We start from the raw sequence: 18525 nt of genomic DNA, 5'->3' as shown, positions 1-18525 counted from the left end.
TTCCCATGATCAAAAAAGCAGTTGTTCAATTTGCAGTTTTTCTGGGCTTGCTCGGCATGGCGATGGGCGCACAGGCCAAAGACTGGCCCGCACCGATCAAGGCGCTGGAAGCCAAGGGGGTTGAGGTGATCGGAACATTCGATGCGCCCGGCGGACTGAGCGGCTATGCCGCCATGATCGAGCAGCAGCCGCTGGCCATCTACCTGACCGCCGACGGCAAACAGGCGATCGTCGGCTCCATGATCGATGCAAAAGGCGTGGACCTGAGCCAGGAACCGCTGAACCGGCTGGTGGCCAAACCCATGGCCGCGAAAACCTGGAAGCAGCTGGAGGGCAGCACCTGGATTGCCGATGGCGCCAAAAATGCCCCGCGCATCATTTACACCTTCACCGACCCCAACTGCCCCTACTGCAACAAGCTCTGGAACGATACCCGGCCCTGGGTGACGGCCGGCAAGGTTCAGCTGCGCCATGTCATGGTGGCCATTCTCGGGCCAACCAGCCCGGGGAAAGCGGCGGCTCTCCTGTCCGCCAAGGATCCACAGGCCGCGCTGACGCAGCATGAACAGCAACACCGCAGCGGCGGCGTGAAGCCCCTGGATCAAATTTCGCCAACAGTTCGCGCGCAACTCGACGCCAACCAGGAGTTGATGCAGCAACTGGGCTTTTCCGCCACGCCGACGACACTTTACAAAGACGCCGATGGCAACCTGAAAACCTTGCAGGGCGCACCGTCTGCGGACATGCTGAACAAAATCCTCGGGCCACGCTGAGCCTGGTCAATGAATCAACCACGACGAGGCCAGGGATGACAAGTACGCCGGACCGAAAGAGCTTGCTCCAGGGGCTTGCCAGGGAGTCGGTTCGATCCGGAACCATTGCATCGATCGCGATGATTCCTTTCGGATTTTTGTTCCAGCTTCTTGGGCTGCGCGTTGGACACTACGGGAAAAAACTGCTCGAAGCATTTTTCACCAACCTTCCCGAGATGACATTTCGAATGTTGATGTTCATCGAGCATTTCGTCATCGGCTGGCTGTCGGCCGCCCCCTTGCTCGTGCTTCTTGTCCTGCTGAAAAAAAGACTTCCCGCATGGGCTGTGGGCGCCATGTACGGCCTTGGCTACTATGTCGTCCTCAATTCTTTCGCCCTGCCACTGATTTTTGGGGATCAAACCCCCTGGGCGCTTGGCTTCTCCGTGATGTATCCGAGCTTGGTCATTCACATCGTTTTTGGAGTTTCCATCGCACTCACATCAAGGCATTTTGTATTTTGTTTACCGCGAGTAAAAACGATGACATGACTGTTGAATTCCGTCGAAAACTGACCCCGTTGGAGCGGTAATTTTCATCCAAACCTGACCCACATAGGCCCTCCCCTGCTAGTTTTAAAAGCAGGGAGAAATCAGGAGTGATAGACGTGCCGACATTGAATGTCAGCAGGCGTTGGGCACTGCGAGATCAGATGTCCATCCGCGAGATGTCAAGGCGTACAGGCCTGGCTCACAACACAGCGAAGAAGTACCTACGCTCAGATGAGACTGAGCCCAGCTATGAAAGACAGGTCAGCTCAAGCAAGCTCGAGTTCTACGCCGAGATGCTGTCCACCTGGCTGGGAATCGAGGCAACAAAATCGCGAAAACAGCGACGCACTTTGAGGCAGATCCACACAGTCAATATCCTTGAAACTGGAAATGACAGCCATCGATTCAAAAATTGCTCTGCAAAAACTCAACCCCAAAGGGGAAGTGCCCTTCACGCTTGCACGCGAAAGTTGATCATCATGCCGCCATCTTCGTGTTCCAGATTGTGGCAATGGAACACATAGATCTGGTCGCCGGGGTAATCGTGGGCGAAATCGATCGCCACCCGCACCGTTTCGCCGGGCCAGACCAGCACGGTGTCTTTCCAGCCGAGGTCGCTGACGGTGCGGCCCTGGCCGAAGCGCGCCGTGGCCGCGACCTGGGGCGGACTGCCAATGCGTTCGAGCACCTGGAACGAAAAACCGTGGATGTGCATCGGGTGTGGCATGCCCAGCGTCGGGTTGCTGATGTTCCAGATTTCCACCGCCCCGCGTTTGACGTCGAACGCGATCTCGTCCATGCGGAAGGTGCGTCCGTTGATGAGGAAACGCATCTGTCCCATCGACAGCTCGATCTTGCGCTGCGCGGCGCCGGTGGTAGGGATGGGCTTGACCTGGGACAACGTGGCTGGCAGTTTGGCGACAACGCGTTCGCCGGCCGTCACCGACAGCTTCAACACGTTGAACTCCGCGCCCAGCGGCAGCCGTGACGAGCTCATGCTGGCCATCATCCGCCCCATGCCCATGCCGCCCATGCCGCCCATGCCGCCAGCAGGCCCTTCGTTTTCCATCGCATCGAACGCCAGGCTCCTGAGGAAGATGTCCTCACCGGGCTGCGCCTGGCCCGCGTCGAACAGCACATCGAGGCGCTCGCCCGGCGCGAGAAAGGCTTCGCTCACCGTTTCCGGCCGCTCGATCAGGCCGCCATCGGTGCCGATGACGGTGAAGTCCAGCGTTGTCTTGCCCTTGACGAAGGCGAGCCGGTAGATGCGCGCATTCGACCCGTTGAGCAACCGCAGGCGGTAGGTGCGCGGTGTGACGGCCTGCACCGCGTTGGGCGTCAGATTGGCGAGCACGATGTCACCGAGCCAGCCCATCATGGCTTCATGGGCATCAGGCTTGTACAACAGCTTGCCCTGCGCGTCGAACTGCTTGTCCTGGATGACCAGGGGCAAGTCGGTGACGCCGAGTTGCAAGTCAAGCGACTTGCTCAGCCGGCGCTGGTCGTCGTCGTCCACCAGGAAGAAACTCGCCAGACCGTGGTAGGCCTGCTCGGCGGTCAGCTCGTGTGCGTGGGTGTGGTACCAGTAAGTGCCGCCGCGGTTGCTGACCTTGAAGTCATACGCGTAGCGACCACCGGGGCCGATGGTGCTTGCCGGATGGCCGTCCATGGCGGCGGGCGTGTGCAGGCCGTGCCAGTGGATGATGGTCGGCTCCTCAAGCGCGTTGTCCAGGCTGGCCGTGAAGCGCGCGCCGCTCTCGATGCGCAATATCGGGTTCTGGTAGGCCTTGCCCGCCTGCTCGGTCTGGTACAGCAGGAAGGGGGATTCGCGGCCGGGTAGCAGCGGGAAGCTCGCCGCGGTGGTGCGTATTTTCAGGGGCCCGGCGACATCGAGTACCCCGAACGGCCCGCTGCCCACAGGAATGAACAGCTTCTGCTGGAAATTTTCTGCGGCCACCGGATCGAAGGGATAGTGGCGAAACGGCCCGCCCGCCAGCGCCCCGGAACGAGGCAATCCGTAATACATCCAGGCGGCGCCCCCAGCGGCGGCCACGGTCGCCACACCGGCAAACTGAAACAGCTGTCTTCTTTGCAACATATAACTGCCCTTTACAAGCTTCTGCTATCCCGCCAGTTCACCGGATCCGACGGCAATCAATGCGTCATTCGATTAAGCAGCCAGGCGAAAAATGTCTCTGCAAATGACGCCCAATTGCTCAGCATGCGCAGAGCGCCATAGAAACCGGAGTTTTCGCTCATTTCCATTCCGGTTCAGTCCACGGACATGCCGAGCGCGCCGACCTGGCTAACGCCAGTGGCAGCCGTATAGGTCAGTGTTTGTGACCGTTAGGGCTGTCACTCTTTGGCGGTAGTTTGCTGCTTGCCACATTCACCAGCCCTTTCATACCGGCGTCAAAGTGGCCGGGCTGCAGGCAGGCGAAGTCAACCTTGCCCGCCTTTGTGAACTGCCAGATGATCTCGCCGCTCTTACCCGGCGCTACGGTGACCATGTTGTCGTCGGCGTGTTCCATCTCCGGGTTTTTCTTCATCACCTCATAGTGGTCCTGGAGATCCTTTTCGGTACCCAGCACCATTTCGTGCTTGACCTTGCCGGAGTTCTTGGCGATGAAGCGAATGGTTTCACCTTGTTTGACGTTGAAGTTTGAAGAGTGGAAGCGCATGTCATCTTTCATATCAACGATCACTGTGCGCGTGACTTTAGATGAGAGGCCGGGCTTGCCAATCGCGCCATCGCCATGGTCACCCGCGTGGTTTCCGGCCGCCATCGCGGACAAGGACAATAGGGCGCAAGGCAGAGAGAGCAGGATGTTTCTTGATTTCATTGAATACCTTTCAAGGGCGGTGGCAGGAAAAAACAATCAGTGCTTCGTATGTGGGCACTTCCTGGACATGAATTTTTCGCCCATCGGGACGAAAGTGCGTCATCCGTGTCGATCACAGGTTGAGAAACCACGAGTTTAAATATCCGAACCCTGCGCCAGACCCACCGGGAGATTACAAATTTGTAATCTCTCCGAAAACACAAGCGGCTGTAAAACAAGTAAAAAATCCCGTGTGTCTTTTTGTGGTCAAAGACGAACTCAGGCCGACCGAATACCTGCGACAGGGTCTCAGCGAATACGGCTGCGCTGCAGGCGCGGTGCTCACCGGGAATGATGACCTGCACCTCGCACTCACCCTCGTCATGCAGGACTTCAGGCCAGTTTCGGCGCAGGAAAACCGGCTACTGGAAATACCAGCGTGAAAGTCGTCTCGCCGCCCGGTCGGCTGTCTGCGATCACCTGCCCGCCATGAGCCAACATGATGGATCGCACAATTGCCAGACCCAGTCCTGTTCCGCCGTCGAGGCGGGCGCGCGCGGCATCGACGCGGTAGAAGCGATCGAAGATGCGATCCAGATGGGCTCGAGCGATCCCCTCGCCCTGGTTGGTCACCGCCAAGGTGGTGCAGTCACCGTCCGAGACGATCACTATGCGTACCTTCGAATTCGCAAAGGCATGGCGTATTGCATTGGACAATAGGTTGGTGATCGCGCGCTCAACCAACAGGCGATCGGCCATGACCATCGCGGTGCCCGTCACCTCCACCGCAATCCCTCGCTCCTCAGCAATCAGCAAGAGGTAATCGGCCACTCGTTGAGTCTCCTGGGCAAGCTCCAGAAGCTCTCCCTGAAGTAATGTTTCGCTGTGGTCTGCGCGGGCAATAAAGAGCATGTCGGCGATCAGGCGGGACAGGCGCTCAAGTTCTTCGACGTTGCCTTCCAGGACTTCTCTGAATTCAGCGGATGTGCGCTTGTGGGACAGTGCCACCTGTGTTCGCCCCATGAGCGTTGCAACCGGCGTACGCATTTCATGAGCGAGCTCACCGGAGAAATCCTGCAGTCGCCGGTAACCCGCATCGATGCGATCCATCATGCCGTTGAACTCTTCTGCAAGTTCGTAGAGTTCCGTGGGCAGACCTGAGGAAGATATTCGCTGACTGAGCGACTGTGCGCCGATGGATGCCGCCAGCCGATGGAAGCGCCGCAAAGGTGCCAGACTGGTACTCGCGATGAGCCAAGCGCCCAGCGCCACGATGAGTAGCAGTATCGGCAAGCCCAGCAGAGTTGCCTTGATGAAGTCAGCCAGTAATCGGCTGTCGTGCCGGCGATCCAGCGACAGGTAGTAACGCACAGACTTTCCATTGGCGGCCATACCGATGCCGTGAATGGCATTTAGTCGTTCACCAGTCGGCGCTCTCCACGCGTGAACGGACGTGGAACTGTTCGGGCCGGTGTCCAGCGCAGACACGGATTGCTGCGCAATCGCAGAAAAGCTCGCCACGCTTTGACCGCTAGCGGGATCTACCAGCGCCAAGTGGAGGTCATCGTGCCCAATCAGCAGATCGCCAAAGCGGTGTTTGTTCTGGTTGACCGCTTCCGGTGACGAAATTTCGGATAAAACATGCAGCACCAAGTCACGCTTGCCCAGCAGCTCTGTTACTGACCGCGCATCAAGCTGATGTGTCAGTGCATAGAACCCGACCACGATGGCTCCGCCAGTGATGAGAAGACCAAAAAAGGCGCTGGCGAGCGCAATGCGCGCAGCCAGGGAATTTCTGAGCCAAAAGCCGGGGAACAGGCGTTGCTTCACGACACGGCCCGGCGCTCCAGGACATAGCCCACGCCACGCACGGTATGAATCAATTTTTCTTGGAAAGGATCGTCGATCTTGGCGCGCAACCGTCGTATCGCCACTTCAACTACATTCGTGTCCGAATCAAAGTGAATATCCCAGACCAGCGAGGCGATTTGAGTTCTGGAGAGGACTTCGCCGGTTTTCTGGGCCAGAAGGGTCAGCAAGGCAAACTCCTTGGCTGACAGGTCGATGCGCTGGCCAGCGCGGGTCGCGCGGTGACGTACGGGATCGATCTCCAGATCCGCTGCACGCAGCACCGGCTCCCCGGTCACGGGCTGGCCGCGTTTGAGCAAGGCCCGGACTCGAGCCAGTAACTCGGGAAACTGAAACGGTTTGACCAGGTAGTCATCGGCTCCCAGGTCGAAGCCGCGCACCTTGTCGTCGGTCTTGCCGCGGGCGGTGAGCATCAAAACTGGCACTTGCTTGGAGGTACGTAGCGCCGACAGAACGGCAAATCCGTCGATCCCCGGCAGCATGACGTCCAGGATCACCAAACCATGGTCACCGTTGGCCGCCGCGTGCAGCCCGTCCGTACCGTTGTACGCCACCTCGACGGCATAACCGCTTTCGGTCAGCCCTTGGCGTAGGTAGGCGGCGGCCTTGGGTTCGTCTTCAATCACCAGAATTTTCAAAACAAGCCTCGATCGTACATAACGTATTCGTAATCTCCGGGTCAGGGTGATGTCGCAGCTGGGTTTTTACATTAACAACTGTGATGCAGAGTTTGCATCGCAGTGGCTCCAAGTGTTGGAACCACACCTTGCAATCGATATTAAAGGAGTTTGATCATGTTGTTTCGTAAAACCGTATTTGCCCTTGCCCTTGCCGGTGCAGCCATTCCCGCAGCTTTTGCCAACAGCGGCAACACCTGGGTCGGCGGCGAACGGGGCTTTGAGACCCACACGGTGCAAAGTACCAAGAGCCGCGCAGACGTGAAAAAGGAGTTGGACGCTTTCCGCAGCAACCCTACCACTGCTGAAGGCGGCTCGCTGGTCGGCGGCGAGGCAGGCTATATGCCTCCACAGCACAGCTATGCGTTCCAGAATGGCAGGCTTGTCCACACCGACAGCATTGCACACAACACCCCGAAGCCCAGCCTCGCCATGACAGATGCGGAGCGTCGCTTGTTCCGGGAGCAATCCGTCAACTGATACGGAGCGAGGAACCGAGCCGGGTGCTGGCCATCCGGACGATCTATTCATATCCTTAGGAGTTTTCCATGAAATTTAAGATCAGTGTTTTTTTGGTGACGGCCGTGCTTTCTATGAGCGCTACTGGCTTTTCCATTGCCGCGATTGACGCTCCAACCGGAGCCCAGAACACCGGTAAGGTGACTGCCACAACGAGGCTGACAGCCGGCGAGGTGCGCAAGGTGGACCTTGAACAGAGCAAGCTGACCATCAAACACGAGGCACTCGAGAACCTGGACATGCCGGGTATGACCATGGTTTTCAAAGTTCTGGATGCCGGGCTGCTCAAGGACCTCAAGCAAGGCGACAAAATCCTGTTCCGGGCTGAAAAGGGCGAAGCAGGCTTCACAGTCGTGGCGCTGGAGCAAGCCAAGTAAGGCAATGGGTCCGGGAGACAATGATTGACCGCCGACTCAAGCGTACTTCGATCGAGCCTGCCGCATCTTGATATAGTGAACTGTCGTTGATCATCGCGCCAAAAAAACTCAATCAAATCAATGGCTTGGGATTTTTTCTAGGTGATAATAGCCGCTGCCGCCGGACAGTAACGCTAGCCGCCTTTGCTTTAAAAGTGCCTTCCAAGCTAATCATGGTCAACGGGCGATCACTTTCGGCACACTCCTGGTCATTTTCACCACCCGAACTGTTGGGGGCCAGAACTACAGCCGCGTTCTCAACATCTGGTCAAGGTCACACACCTTTGTTCGACTGATGGCCAGGACTACTGCCAGATCTGCGCCCTGAAACGAAAACCCGGCAAATTATCCGCTGGCGCGATTCGTCGCTTCAATACATGCTATTTTTCTCCGTTCGTTCCACAATACTGCATGGAAATATCGCTGCCAGTCGCGGGTAATGACTTGTCTGACGACTCAATTTCCCAAGTGCGCGAACTACGGCCCAACAAGTTGATGACGCTTTCACTGAATTGATTTTTCGCTCGCTGGTACAGCAGCCTGGCAGGGCGTGGAGGTTTCAAATGAGCTCCGCTTCAAGGACCAACACAAGTGCGAACACCGAGCAATTTGTGTTGCTTGTGGGCACCTCATCCGGGCTTTCGGCCGCCGGGATTGATTTGGGGATGGTCGAAGCTGTGCCCTGCCCGCTCCCCTCCCCCGACGATGCCGCAAGCATGGGTACAGACGCGTCGCCAATGTAAGCACCTCAACCTGTGGTGATCCAAATGAACCCTGTCCACGATCCCGACCAACCCGCCGGACAGACAACCGAACTGCCGTTCTGGCGCTCCAGATATGGGATCGGTCTGGTGGTTTTCGGTGCCATCGCCGCGTACTTTCTCCTCACCGAACACCGCGCCCACTTCTCCGGTGCGTTGCCGTATCTGCTGTTGCTGGCTTGCCCGCTAATGCATGTCTTCATGCACCGTGGTCACGATGGACAGGGTCATCACCATGGCGATAACGAGCCGCACGTCGGCCCCGGAAAGTCAGATCAACCCAGGCAAGGAGGCTCATCATGACCCACGACACGCCGGCCTACGGGCTGTGGCTGCTGGTTGTTTTCAACTCGGCAATTTTCATCCTGTTTGCCTACAGTTTTTTCAAGCCCGCCACGGCGCGAGATTGGCGAACCTTTGGCGCATTCGCTGCCTTCATCGTTGCCCTGTTTGTCGAGATGTATGGTTTTCCCTTGACCATCTACGTGCTGTCGGGATGGTTGCAGACCAGGTACCCGGGGCTGGACATCCTGTCCCATGACGCCGGACACCTGTGGTCAACCTTGCTGGGAGAGAAAGGGGATCCGCACTTTGGCGTCCTGCATATTGCCAGCTACATCTTCCTGGCCTTCGGCTTTTATCTGCTGTCCAATGCGTGGAAGGTGCTGTACCACGCGCAGCGCCAGCACCTGCTGGCCACCACTGGGCCTTATGCGGTGATCAGGCATCCACAGTATGTGGCCTTTGTGCTGATCCTGCTGGGCTTCCTGTTGCAATGGCCAACGCTGCTGACCCTGCTTATGTTCCCGATTTTGCTGCTCATGTATGCGCGGCTCGCGATCACGGAAGAGGCGGAGATGCGCAAGACATTCGGCGCCGAGTTCGACGCCTACGCAGCGCGTACACCACGCTTTCTGCCGTCGTGGTCAAAACATACGCCGGCGGCCAAAGGCATGTGACTTGCGGCTCACCGTATGGCAATCCTCAGCTTTGATATCTGCGACATGAGCAACAGGGAAGCAGCATGAAAACAAGCACCATCGAAGTCGGCGAGCTGCTCTCCACCCTGAGCGCAGCGGGCGTAGAGAAACAACTCTCGATGCTCCGGGGCGTTCATCACGCCGACGTGAACTACGTCGCCGGCAGCGCCACCGTGCACTATGACGAGTCGCGGATCACTCTCGACGCTATCCGGCAACGCGTGATCGACTGCGGTTACCACTGCCGCGGCGAACTGGTGCCGGCCCATGTCTGCGCTCCGGCAGGTCACAAGGCGGCCGGGGAGACCCACGCAGGGGCAGGCGCGGCGTCAGCCGGTCAAAAGGCCGACATGATGCATGACATGGGCCATGCGCCCGGCATGTCGATGCAGGATATGGCGCGCGACATGCGCAACCGCTTCCTGGTGGCCCTGCTGTTTGCCGTTCCCGTGTTCCTGTACTCGCCGATGGGCCAGATGTTTGGTGATTTCTCGACCCCGTTCGGCATCGAACGCAAGCTGTTTCTGTTCATCGTCGCGAGCGGTGCCATTGCCTATCCGGGCTGGCCCTTCTTCATCGCTGCCTTGCGCGCTGCGCGTAACAAAGTGGCCAACATGGCAACGTTGGTCGTGCTCTCCGTCGGCACGGGCTACGTCTTCAGCGTGGGGGCCACTTTCCTTTATGAGGGCGAGGTGTTTTATGAAGCTGCGGCGGTGCTGCTGGTCTTCATCTTGCTCGGGCATTGGCTGGAGATGCGGGCGCGCGCCGGTGCCTCGGACGCGATCCGCTCCCTGATGGACCTGGCCCCGCCCATGGCCACGGTGCTGCGCGGCGGCGTCGAAACCAAGGTGCCGACCGCCGAGGTCTTGGCGGGTGAGACGGTTGTTATCAAGCCGGGTGACAGGATTCCGGTTGACGGAGATATTCTCGAGGGCGGTTCGCAGGTCGACGAGTCCATGCTGACCGGCGAATCCATGCCGGTCAAGAAGGTCGTTGGCGATGCCGTTATCGGTGCCACGATCAACAAGAGCGGCAGCTTCCGCTACAAGGCCACCAAGGTGGGCGCCGATACGGCGCTGGCGCAGATCGTCAAACTGGTTCAGGAAGCGCAGAACTCCAAGGCGCCGGGCCAGTTGCTCGCCGATCAGGCCTCGCAGTGGCTGGTGCTGGCCGCCATTGCCATTGGTCTGCTCACTTTCGGCGTGTGGTTCTGGGTCTTGGGCCAGCCCCTGCTGTTCGCGTTGACCCTGACCATCACGGTGTTCGTGATCGCATGCCCCGACGCGCTTGGGCTGGCCACGCCGATGGCCATCATGGTCGGCACCGGACTCGGGGCGATGAACGGCATTCTGTTCAAAAATGCCGCCGCACTCGAGAACGCCACCAAACTGACCGTCATCGTCTTCGACAAGACCGGCACGCTCACGCTCGGGCAGCCCGACGTCGTGGAGATGGTCACCGCGCCCGGTGTCAGCGAAGCGCAGCTGCTGGCCACGGCAGCGGCGGTGGAGAAGTTCTCCGAGCATCCGCTGGCGCTGGCGGTGCTCAAGCGGGCGGGCACCACGCCGACCGAGGTCGCGACGGGGTTTACCAACATTGATGGCCAGGGTGCCCGGGCAGCGATCAACGGCGAAATGGTGCTGCTTGGTAACCGCAAGTTGATGGAGTCCGAGAATGTCACCCTGGAGGCGCTGGCCTCCGAAGCGGCCCGGCTCCAGGGCGGTGGCCGTACCGTTGTTCATGTTGCCCGCGCGGGCAAGCTCATCGGTCTGATCGCCATCGCCGACGCGGTGCGCCCCACGTCGAGGGCGACGATCGCCAAGCTGCAGGAGCGTGGCGTCAAGGTCGCCATGCTGACCGGTGACAACCAGGTCACGGCCGAGCGCATCGGCAAGGAACTGGGCATCGACATCGTGCTGGCCGATGTGCTTCCCGGCGAGAAGGCGGCCAAGATCAAGGAACTGCAGGCGCAGGGGCACAAGGTCGGCATGGTCGGCGACGGCATCAACGATGCCCCGGCCCTGACCCAGGCCGACGTGGGCTTTGCGATCGGCGCCGGCACCGACGTGGCGATGGAAAGCGCCCAGGTCGTGCTGATGAAAAGCGACCCTTATGACATCGTCGGCGCCATCGAGCTGTCGCGCGCCACGCTGCGCAAGATGCACCAGAACTTGGGGTGGGCGGTCGGCTACAACGTGGTCGCCTTTCCGCTGGCGGCGGGGGTGTTCTACCCCTTTACGCTCTCCCCGGAGATCGCCGCGCTGTCGATGTCCGGTAGCTCGGCGGTGGTGGCCATCAATGCGCTGATGCTCAAGCGCACCAGGCTCGCCGGCATCAGGAGTGCGCGCCCCGACAGTGCACCGCCAGTGGACGCAGCGGTTTCCTCGGGAATGTCGGCATGACGGTTTCAGGACTTGCGGCGGAGATAGCCACGCAATTGATCTTGCGGGCAAGCAATCCAGCGGCGAGCAACGGTTTCAGGATCATGGGACCGCGCAACGGCGCGGCGCAGCCGCTGATCGTGGCGGTCGCGCGCATCGATTGCCATGTCCGCGATGCGCAGCACTACTTGGGTTGACCTATGTCAAACGCAAGCAAAGGGCAGCTTCCACAATTCATTGAAGGCGTATCGGGTTAGTTGCCGGGCATTCCCGATTCGCAGCCGGGTCACGCAGGCGGTCCATTTCATACCCGCGCGTGTTCCGGCATTCGATGTCCCGGCGCCGCGGCCAAGTGCGATCGAACCCAGGATCGTGCGGCCGGATGAGTCCGCCGCCCGGACTTTTCTCTGGCAACTCTGATTCACACCGGGAGAAGCACGTGGAATGGTTGCAACAAAACTGGATCAACCTGCTCGTGCTGGTGGGCGTCATCCTGTTCCTGCGCTTCAGCGGCATGGGCTGTGGTTTCGGTGGCCGCCGCGGTCTTCCGCAGCACAGGCCTGACCGTCAGGGAGATACGGACACGCCGGTCGGGTCCGCGTCGACCATGGATCCCGTCAGCCGACACCCGGTTGATCCGACTTCGACGGTGGCGACGGTTTACCAGGGTCGCGCCTACTATTTCGAGTCGCGCGAGAACCGTGACCGGTTCGAGGCGACGCCGGACCAGTACACCACGGAGCCAAAAGACGGTGACAAGGCCGCCGGGCATGACCACCGCGGAGGCTGCTGCTGAGTAACTGAACTCGCTGCCTGGCGCCAACTCGATCAACCCCAGACCTGAAAAGAACAAGACCATGAACACTGCGAGCGCCACCAATACCGGCAGCCTTGCCGGCCCCGCGTCGGACACCGATCCGGTTTGCGGGATGACCGTCCAGGCCGATAAAGCAGCGGCCCGCACGCAGTATGCGGGCAAGCTGTACCTGTTTTGTTCCACCCATTGCCAGCACCAGTTCGAGACCAACCCCCAAAAATATATCGGCACGGCCGCGGCCGCGGCAGCGTCAGATCACGGTATGCCCATGCAGACCGCGCTGCGCCGCGGTGCGCAGGGCCAGGCCAAAGATCCCATCTGCGGCATGGTGGTCGACAAGGCAACCGCCCTGCGCACCGACCGCGGCGGACGCAGCTACTACTTCTGCAGCGTCGGCTGCCAGCGCACTTTCGAATCGCCGGAGCAGGAACTGAAGTCGATGCGCACCCGGGTCGCGATTGCGCTGACCGGCGTGCTGGCACTGGCGATCATGCGCGCCGGCGCCTTCATCGCGCTGGCCGCCGGTGCGACCATCCTGACTTGGGTGCCTATCCCCGCCCTGCCCTGGTTCACCTGGGGCATGTGGCTGTTCCTGCTGGTGACGCCGGTGCAATTCATTGGCGGCTGGAGTTTCTACAAAGGCTCATGGAACGCCTTGCGCAACCGCGCCATCAACATGGACCTGCTGATTGCGCTGGGTACCAGCGTGGCCTACCTCTACAGCGTCGCGGTGCTGTTTTTCCCGTCGGTGCTGCCGGTGAAGGTGGAAGAGCGCGACGTGTACTTCGAGGTTTCGGCGGTCATCATTGCCTTCGTTCTGCTCGGCAAGTACATGGAGGAGATCATCAAGAAGCACTCCTCGGCGGCCGTGCGCAAACTGCTTGACCTGAAGCCTGCCACCGCCCAGGTCGTGCGCGACGGCGTCGAGATGGAGGTACCCGCCGAGAGCGTGATGGTGGGTGAAATCGTCGTCGTGCGGCCCGGTCAGCGCATCGCCACCGACGGGCTGGTGCTGGACGGTGCGTCCGCCGTCGATGAATCGATGCTCACCGGGGAGTCCATGCCGGTGGAAAAAGTGACAGGCGCCAAGGTCATCGGCGGTACGCTGAACCGCACCGGCTCGTTCCGCTTCCAGGCCACGCGCGTCGGTGCCGAGACGGCGCTGGCCCAGATCATCAAGATGGTCGAGGATGCCCAGACCAGCAGCGCGCCGATCCAGCGCATCGCTGACCAGGTGACGCGCTACTTCGTGCCGGCCATCGTCGGCACGGCCGTCCTCGCGTTCGCCGGCTGGTGGCTGGCCGGCAATTTCCCGCAGGGGTTGCTGGCCTTCATCGCCGTGCTGATCATCGCCTGCCCCTGCGCACTCGGCATCGCAACGCCCGCTGCGCTCATGGTCGGCGTCGGGCGCGGTGCGCAGGCGGGCATCCTGATCCGCGGCGGCGAGATCCTGGAGAAGGCACAGAAGCTCGACACGGTTGTGTTCGACAAGACCGGCACGCTCACGCGCGGCGAGCCCAACATCACCGATGTGCTGCTGCAGCCGGCGTGGACGAAAGAGCAGGCGCTGCGGCTGGCGGCGAGCCTGGAGTCCGGTTCGGAGCACCCGCTGGCTGAGGCCATCGTGCGCGGCGCGCGCGAGGCTGGTGTGGCGCCAGCGCCGGTTGAAGGGTTCGATTCAGTCCCCGGCCATGGCGTGCAAGGCCGGGTCGATGGGACGCCGCTGCTGTTGGGCAACCGGCGCTTGATGCAGCGCGAAAGTGTGGACATCTCCCATGTTCAGTCCGACATGGAACGCCTGGAGGCCGATGGCAAGACCGCCATGCTGCTGGCCAGCGGCGCACGCCTGGTGGCGGTGATCGCCGTCGCCGACACGGTCAAGCCGGAAGCGAAAGAGGCCGTTGCCGCGCTGCGGGCCGAGAAGGTGGAGGTGGTGATGTTGACCGGCGACAACCAGCGCACCGCCGCCGCCATCGGCCGCCTGCTCGGCATCGACCGCGTCATTGCCGACGTGCTGCCCTCCGACAAGGCCAAGGTAATCAAGGACTTGCAGGCGCAGGGCCGGGTTGTGGCGATGGTCGGCGATGGCGTCAACGACGCGCCGGCCCTGGCCACGGCCGACATCGGCATTGCCATCGGCTCCGGCTCCGACGTGGCCAAGGAAACCGGCGGCATCATCCTGGTGCGCAGCGATGTGCGCGACGTCGTGGCCGGCATCCGACTGTCGCGCGCCACCATGCGCACCATCAAGCAGAACCTGTTCTGGGCCTTCATCTACAACAGCATTGGCGTACCGATCGCCGCCCTGGGATTTCTTAACCCGATCATCGCCGCAGCGGCCATGGCGCTGTCGTCCTTGTCGGTCATCGTCAACTCGGCCCTGCTCAGGCGCGTCAAGCTCGATCAGGCGTAACCCTGGAGGGCAGCACCATGCACGGCTTTCTCAAGACACGTTTCGCCGATCGCTGGCTCTGGCTGTGCCCGGTCCTGAGCATCTTGCTGGCGGCGGCGGTACTGATGTATTTTGGCTTCACCTTTTGGGGCGGGCTGCTGGCAGCGCTCCTGCTGGTTTGCCCTGCCATGCTCGTTTGGGGAGCTATTGAACTCTGGCTCGACGAACGCAGCCAGCGCGCGGCCAGGAAAAAAAATGCAAACGATTGATTTCGAGATGGACAAGAAACAGGTTTTTTCGCTGTGGTGCATGATGCTGGCCCATCGTGCTGTGACCCTGACCCTGCAGGAGTTCAGCGGCACCTGGACTACCGAAAGTCATGGCGGCGGATCAACAGGCGCCAGCGGCCGGTTCTCCAGTTCAGGTGCCGGCGGCAGGCCGGTGACTTTGAGAATTTCCTCCTGGCCCAGCGTCTCGTGCTCCAGCAGCGCGGCGACCAGGGCGTCGAGTTGCGGGCGATGCTGGGCCAGCAGGCGCCTGGCTTCGTCCTGGCATTGGTTGATGATGCGTTGCACCTCGCTGTCGATGCGCTGCGCCGTGGCTTCGCTGAAAGGCCGGTCGCCGCCGAAGCTGCCGCTGATGCCCAGGTAGCGGTTCTCGCGCGGGGCCAGCTGCACCATGCCGAGTTCGTCGCTCATGCCCCAGCGCGTGACCATGTTGCGCGCGATCTGGCTCACCTGTTCGATGTCGCTTTCGGCGCCGGTGGTGCGGGTGCCGTAAACCAGCTCTTCAGCGGCGCGCCCGCCCAGCATGCCGACGATGCGCGCGCGCATGTAGGCCTCGGGGTAGTTGTAGCGGTCGGTCTGCGGTCGCTGGTAGGTCACGCCCAGCGCCTGGCCGCGCGGCACGATACTGACGCGCTGCACCGGGTCGGCGCCGGGCACGACCAGGCCCAGAATGGCGTGCCCGCTCTCGTGGTAGGCGATGCGCAGGCGGTCATCGACGCTCAGCAGCAGCGGCCGCTCCGGACCGAGCACGATTTTTTCCAGCGCGTCGAGGATGTCTTTTTGCGTCACGCTGTCCTGCCCGCGCCGCGCCGCCAGCAGCGCCGCCTCGTTGACCAGGTTCTTCAGGTCGGCGCCGGCCAGCCCCGGTGTGGACGCCGCTACATCGGCCAGGTCCACATCGGCCGCCAGCGGCACCTTGCGCGTGTGCACCTTGAGGATGGCTTCGCGGCCAACCTTGTCCGGCAGGTTGACGACGACGCGCCGGTCGAAGCGCCCGGGCCGCAGCAAGGCGCGGTCCAGCACGTCGGGCTGGTTGGTGGCGGCCAGCACAATCACGCCCTCCTGGCCCGAGAAGCCGTCCATCTCGGCGAGGACCTGGTTGAGCGTCTGCTCCTGCTCGCTTGCGCCGCCGATCGCAATCTGCCCGCGCGCCCGGCCGATCGAGTCGATCTCGTCGATGAAGATGATGGCCGGCGCGTTCTCGCGCGCCTGCTTGAACAGGTCGCGCACACGCGCCGCGCCGACACCGACGATCATCTCGACAAACTCGGAGCCGCTCATCGAAAAGAAAGGCACGCCGGCCTCCCCTGCCACCGCCCGTGCCAGCAGTGTCTTGCCGGTGCCGGGTGCGCCGACCAGCAACACGCCCTTGGGCGCACTGCCGCCCAGGCGGGTGTATTTGGCGGGCGACTTCAGGAAGTCGACGACCTCGACCAACTCGTTTTCAGCTTCGTCGATGCCGGCCACATCGGCGAAGGTGACCCGGTTCGCGCTGTCCTGGTCGTAACGCCGCGCCTTGCTGCTGCCCAGGCCGAACAGTCCGCCGCCCATCAGGCCGCCGCCGCCCTTGGCCGCGCGCCGGAACATCCAGACGTAGAAGCCGATGATCAGCAGTGCCGGCCCGAAACCGTACAGCAGTGTGGCCAGGCCATCACCTGTCTGCAGCGGGATAGCGCTGATTTCGACCTTGTGCTCAATCAGGAAGTTTTCCAGCCCCGGGTCGACGAAAGCCGGCAGCGTGGTGTCGAAGTGGGTCACCGAACGCGGCTTGGCAGGCAGCGGGACGGCCGAACTCGCCGCCCCTTCGGCCACCGCCGGCGGCCAGGTGATGGGCGCCACGAAACGGCCCTCGATGCTGACACCGCGGCTGTAGATGGACGCCACATTGCCCTTGGCCACCTGCTGGCGAAACTCGGTGTAGGGCACGGTGGCGGCCATGTCGCCACCCGGGAAGATCAGCCGTGCCAGCAGGTAGTTCGCCACCAGCATGGCCAGCAGGAAAAGCCAGGCGCTGCGCGGCGGGTTCGCGGGCGTGTCGGGCGGTGTGCCTGGACTCTGGCTCTTGTCTGGACTTTGCACTTGTTGAGGGGGCCAACGCATGATCGCTCCTTGAATGAGCCGATCTTAGCCACGCCGTGCCTGTCCCGGCGCCCAACAAGCCCGTGCTTCCTAGGGTTGTTTGCGCTCCATCAACTTCACCAGCGCCCACAACACCCGGTTCGCTGGCGTGGCCACGCCCAGCGCGGCGCCACGCTTGACGATCAGCCCGTTGAGGTAGTCGATTTCGGTGGGCTTGCCGCGCGCCAGGTCCTGCGCGGTCGATGACAACTGGCTGGGCATGCTGGCGGCGAGTTTGTCCACCGCCGCCTGCACATCGCCCGCCACCTGCACGCCTTCGGCCCGGGCCACGGCCAGGCATTCGGCCACCACGTCGCGCATCAGGTCCTGCACACCCTCGCCGGCCACCGTCTGGCCATAAGGCCGCTGGGTGATGGCCGAGACGGCGTTGTAGGCGCAATTGAGGATCAGCTTGGCCCACAAGGCGCCGCGCACGTTGTCCGAGACCTCGGTCGGCACGCCGGCGGCAACCAGCGCTTGCGCCACGGCATCGCTGGCTTGGGAGGGTTCGATCACCAGCTCGCCCCGGCCATGGTGTTTGACGTGGCCGGGGCCGGCCATTTCGGTGGCGACGTAAACCACCGCGGCGGCTACGGCGTGTTGCGGCAGCACGGTGCGCAACCGGTCGGCGTTGTCCACGCCGTTTTGCAGGCACAGCACCAGCGCATCGGGCGCCAGGTGCGGCCGTATCAGGGCGCCGGCGGCTTCGGTGTCGGTGGACTTGACGCAAAACAGCACCAGCCGGGCGCCCTGCACCGCGCCGGGCTCGCTGCTGGCGGCGAGGCGCACATGCTCGTCGAAGCTCCGGGTTTCCAGGTGCAGGCCGTCGCGGGTGATGGCTTCCACGTGTTGCGGCCTGGCGATCAGCACCACCTCGTGGCCGGCGCGCGCCAGCATGCCGCCGTAGTAGCAGCCGACAGCGCCGGCGCCCATGACGGCGACCTTGAAAGGAGTATGGGAAGGGTGGGAGTTGTTTGTCATGGGTGAATTTTTGATGGGCAGCCGTGCCAACGGCCAGGCGCGGGACAGGGCTCACGCGGGGCAAGGGATGGCGCATTCTAGAAAGACTTCGGCAAATGTGCTGAGAGAGCCGCCGCCCTGCCCCTTCGCCCTGTCCGCGCGCTGCCGGCAGGTTATCCTGCCCGCATGTGTATCAAATGTTCAAACCGGCGGGGGAACCACC

General features: G+C 61.8%; 17 protein-coding genes and 1 pseudogene. 12 read left to right on the top strand and 6 right to left on the bottom strand.

Going from position 1 to position 18525, the window contains the following annotated elements; genetic code table 11:
* The first annotated feature begins 5 nt into the window (after positions 1-5).
* The 3 genes and pseudogenes from dsbG to B7G53_RS23100 all read left to right on the top strand — a co-directional run.
* Positions 6-773: a thiol:disulfide interchange protein DsbG gene (gene dsbG, locus B7G53_RS00695; protein ID WP_096662343.1), complete on the top strand. Its 768-nt coding sequence runs from the start codon at positions 6-8 to the stop codon at positions 771-773.
* A 35-nt stretch (positions 774-808) separates the two neighbouring features.
* The gene (locus B7G53_RS00690; RefSeq protein WP_096662342.1) at positions 809-1303 is read left to right on the top strand and encodes a hypothetical protein; all 495 of its coding nucleotides are present in this window, start codon (positions 809-811) and stop codon (positions 1301-1303) included.
* Positions 1304-1410: 107 nt separating this feature from the next.
* Positions 1411-1668 (top strand): annotated as a pseudogene (locus B7G53_RS23100) (IS21 family transposase); the annotation flags it as partial.
* Positions 1669-1754: 86 nt separating this feature from the next.
* Here B7G53_RS23100 and B7G53_RS00685 read toward each other — a convergent pair.
* From B7G53_RS00685 to B7G53_RS00670, 4 genes are all read right to left on the bottom strand, one after another.
* Complete coding sequence (locus B7G53_RS00685; protein WP_096662341.1) at positions 1755-3401, bottom strand: multicopper oxidase family protein; 1647 nt, start codon at positions 3399-3401, stop codon at positions 1755-1757.
* Between the two features lie 232 nt (positions 3402-3633).
* Positions 3634-4146 carry a cupredoxin domain-containing protein gene (locus B7G53_RS00680; RefSeq protein WP_096662340.1) on the bottom strand — a complete coding sequence of 171 codons (513 nt, stop codon included), beginning with the start codon at positions 4144-4146 and terminating at the stop codon, positions 3634-3636.
* 372 nt (positions 4147-4518) lie between these two features.
* The gene (locus tag B7G53_RS00675; RefSeq protein ID WP_255249869.1) at positions 4519-5955 is read right to left on the bottom strand and encodes a heavy metal sensor histidine kinase; all 1437 of its coding nucleotides are present in this window, start codon (positions 5953-5955) and stop codon (positions 4519-4521) included.
* Positions 5952-6632, bottom strand: coding sequence for a heavy metal response regulator transcription factor (locus B7G53_RS00670; RefSeq protein ID WP_096662339.1), 681 nt, complete (start codon positions 6630-6632; stop codon positions 5952-5954). The genes B7G53_RS00675 and B7G53_RS00670 overlap by 4 nt, the downstream gene beginning before the upstream one ends.
* Before the next feature lie 156 nt (positions 6633-6788).
* On the opposite strand from B7G53_RS00670, the gene B7G53_RS00665 reads away from it, so the two are divergent.
* The 9 genes from B7G53_RS00665 (at position 6789) to B7G53_RS00630 (ending at position 15206) form a co-directional block, all read left to right on the top strand.
* Positions 6789-7151: a DUF4148 domain-containing protein gene (locus tag B7G53_RS00665; RefSeq protein ID WP_096662823.1), complete on the top strand. Its 363-nt coding sequence runs from the start codon at positions 6789-6791 to the stop codon at positions 7149-7151.
* A 68-nt stretch (positions 7152-7219) separates the two neighbouring features.
* On the top strand, positions 7220-7567 hold the full coding sequence (locus B7G53_RS00660; RefSeq protein ID WP_096662338.1) for a copper-binding protein: 348 nt from the start codon (positions 7220-7222) through the stop codon (positions 7565-7567).
* An 806-nt stretch (positions 7568-8373) separates the two neighbouring features.
* Positions 8374-8670, top strand: coding sequence for a DUF2933 domain-containing protein (locus B7G53_RS00655; RefSeq protein WP_096662337.1), 297 nt, complete (start codon positions 8374-8376; stop codon positions 8668-8670).
* Positions 8667-9326 carry a methyltransferase family protein gene (locus B7G53_RS00650; RefSeq protein WP_096662336.1) on the top strand — a complete coding sequence of 220 codons (660 nt, stop codon included), beginning with the start codon at positions 8667-8669 and terminating at the stop codon, positions 9324-9326. Before B7G53_RS00655 ends, B7G53_RS00650 begins: the two co-directional genes overlap by 4 nt.
* 65 nt (positions 9327-9391) lie before the next feature.
* A complete protein-coding gene (locus B7G53_RS00645) occupies positions 9392-11749 on the top strand; it encodes a heavy metal translocating P-type ATPase (RefSeq protein ID WP_096662335.1) in 2358 nt (785 codons plus the stop codon).
* Positions 11746-11925 (top strand): hypothetical protein, encoded by a 180-nt coding sequence (locus tag B7G53_RS22365; RefSeq protein ID WP_141396258.1) that lies wholly within the window; start codon positions 11746-11748, stop codon positions 11923-11925. Before B7G53_RS00645 ends, B7G53_RS22365 begins: the two co-directional genes overlap by 4 nt.
* Before the next feature lie 242 nt (positions 11926-12167).
* The gene (locus B7G53_RS00640; RefSeq protein ID WP_176491240.1) at positions 12168-12524 is read left to right on the top strand and encodes a YHS domain-containing protein; all 357 of its coding nucleotides are present in this window, start codon (positions 12168-12170) and stop codon (positions 12522-12524) included.
* A 61-nt stretch (positions 12525-12585) separates the two neighbouring features.
* On the top strand, positions 12586-14958 hold the full coding sequence (locus B7G53_RS00635) for a heavy metal translocating P-type ATPase (protein WP_096662333.1): 2373 nt from the start codon (positions 12586-12588) through the stop codon (positions 14956-14958).
* 17 nt (positions 14959-14975) lie between these two features.
* Positions 14976-15206, top strand: coding sequence for a hypothetical protein (locus B7G53_RS00630; RefSeq protein WP_096662332.1), 231 nt, complete (start codon positions 14976-14978; stop codon positions 15204-15206).
* A 108-nt stretch (positions 15207-15314) separates the two neighbouring features.
* Here the strand turns inward: B7G53_RS00630 and ftsH are convergent, their stop codons facing one another.
* Both ftsH and B7G53_RS00620 read right to left on the bottom strand, forming a co-directional pair.
* The gene (gene ftsH / locus B7G53_RS00625; RefSeq protein WP_096662331.1) at positions 15315-17324 is read right to left on the bottom strand and encodes an ATP-dependent zinc metalloprotease FtsH; all 2010 of its coding nucleotides are present in this window, start codon (positions 17322-17324) and stop codon (positions 15315-15317) included.
* 69 nt (positions 17325-17393) lie between these two features.
* Positions 17394-18323 (bottom strand): ketopantoate reductase family protein, encoded by a 930-nt coding sequence (locus B7G53_RS00620; RefSeq protein WP_096662330.1) that lies wholly within the window; start codon positions 18321-18323, stop codon positions 17394-17396.
* Positions 18324-18525 lie beyond the last annotated feature (202 nt).

Origin of the sequence: Polaromonas sp. AET17H-212 (genome assembly GCF_002379085.1) — a bacterium.
GTDB lineage: Bacteria > Pseudomonadota > Gammaproteobacteria > Burkholderiales > Burkholderiaceae_C > Polaromonas.
The sequence above is the reverse complement of the archived record's forward strand: the minus strand, read 5'-3'. Positions and strand labels throughout refer to the sequence as shown.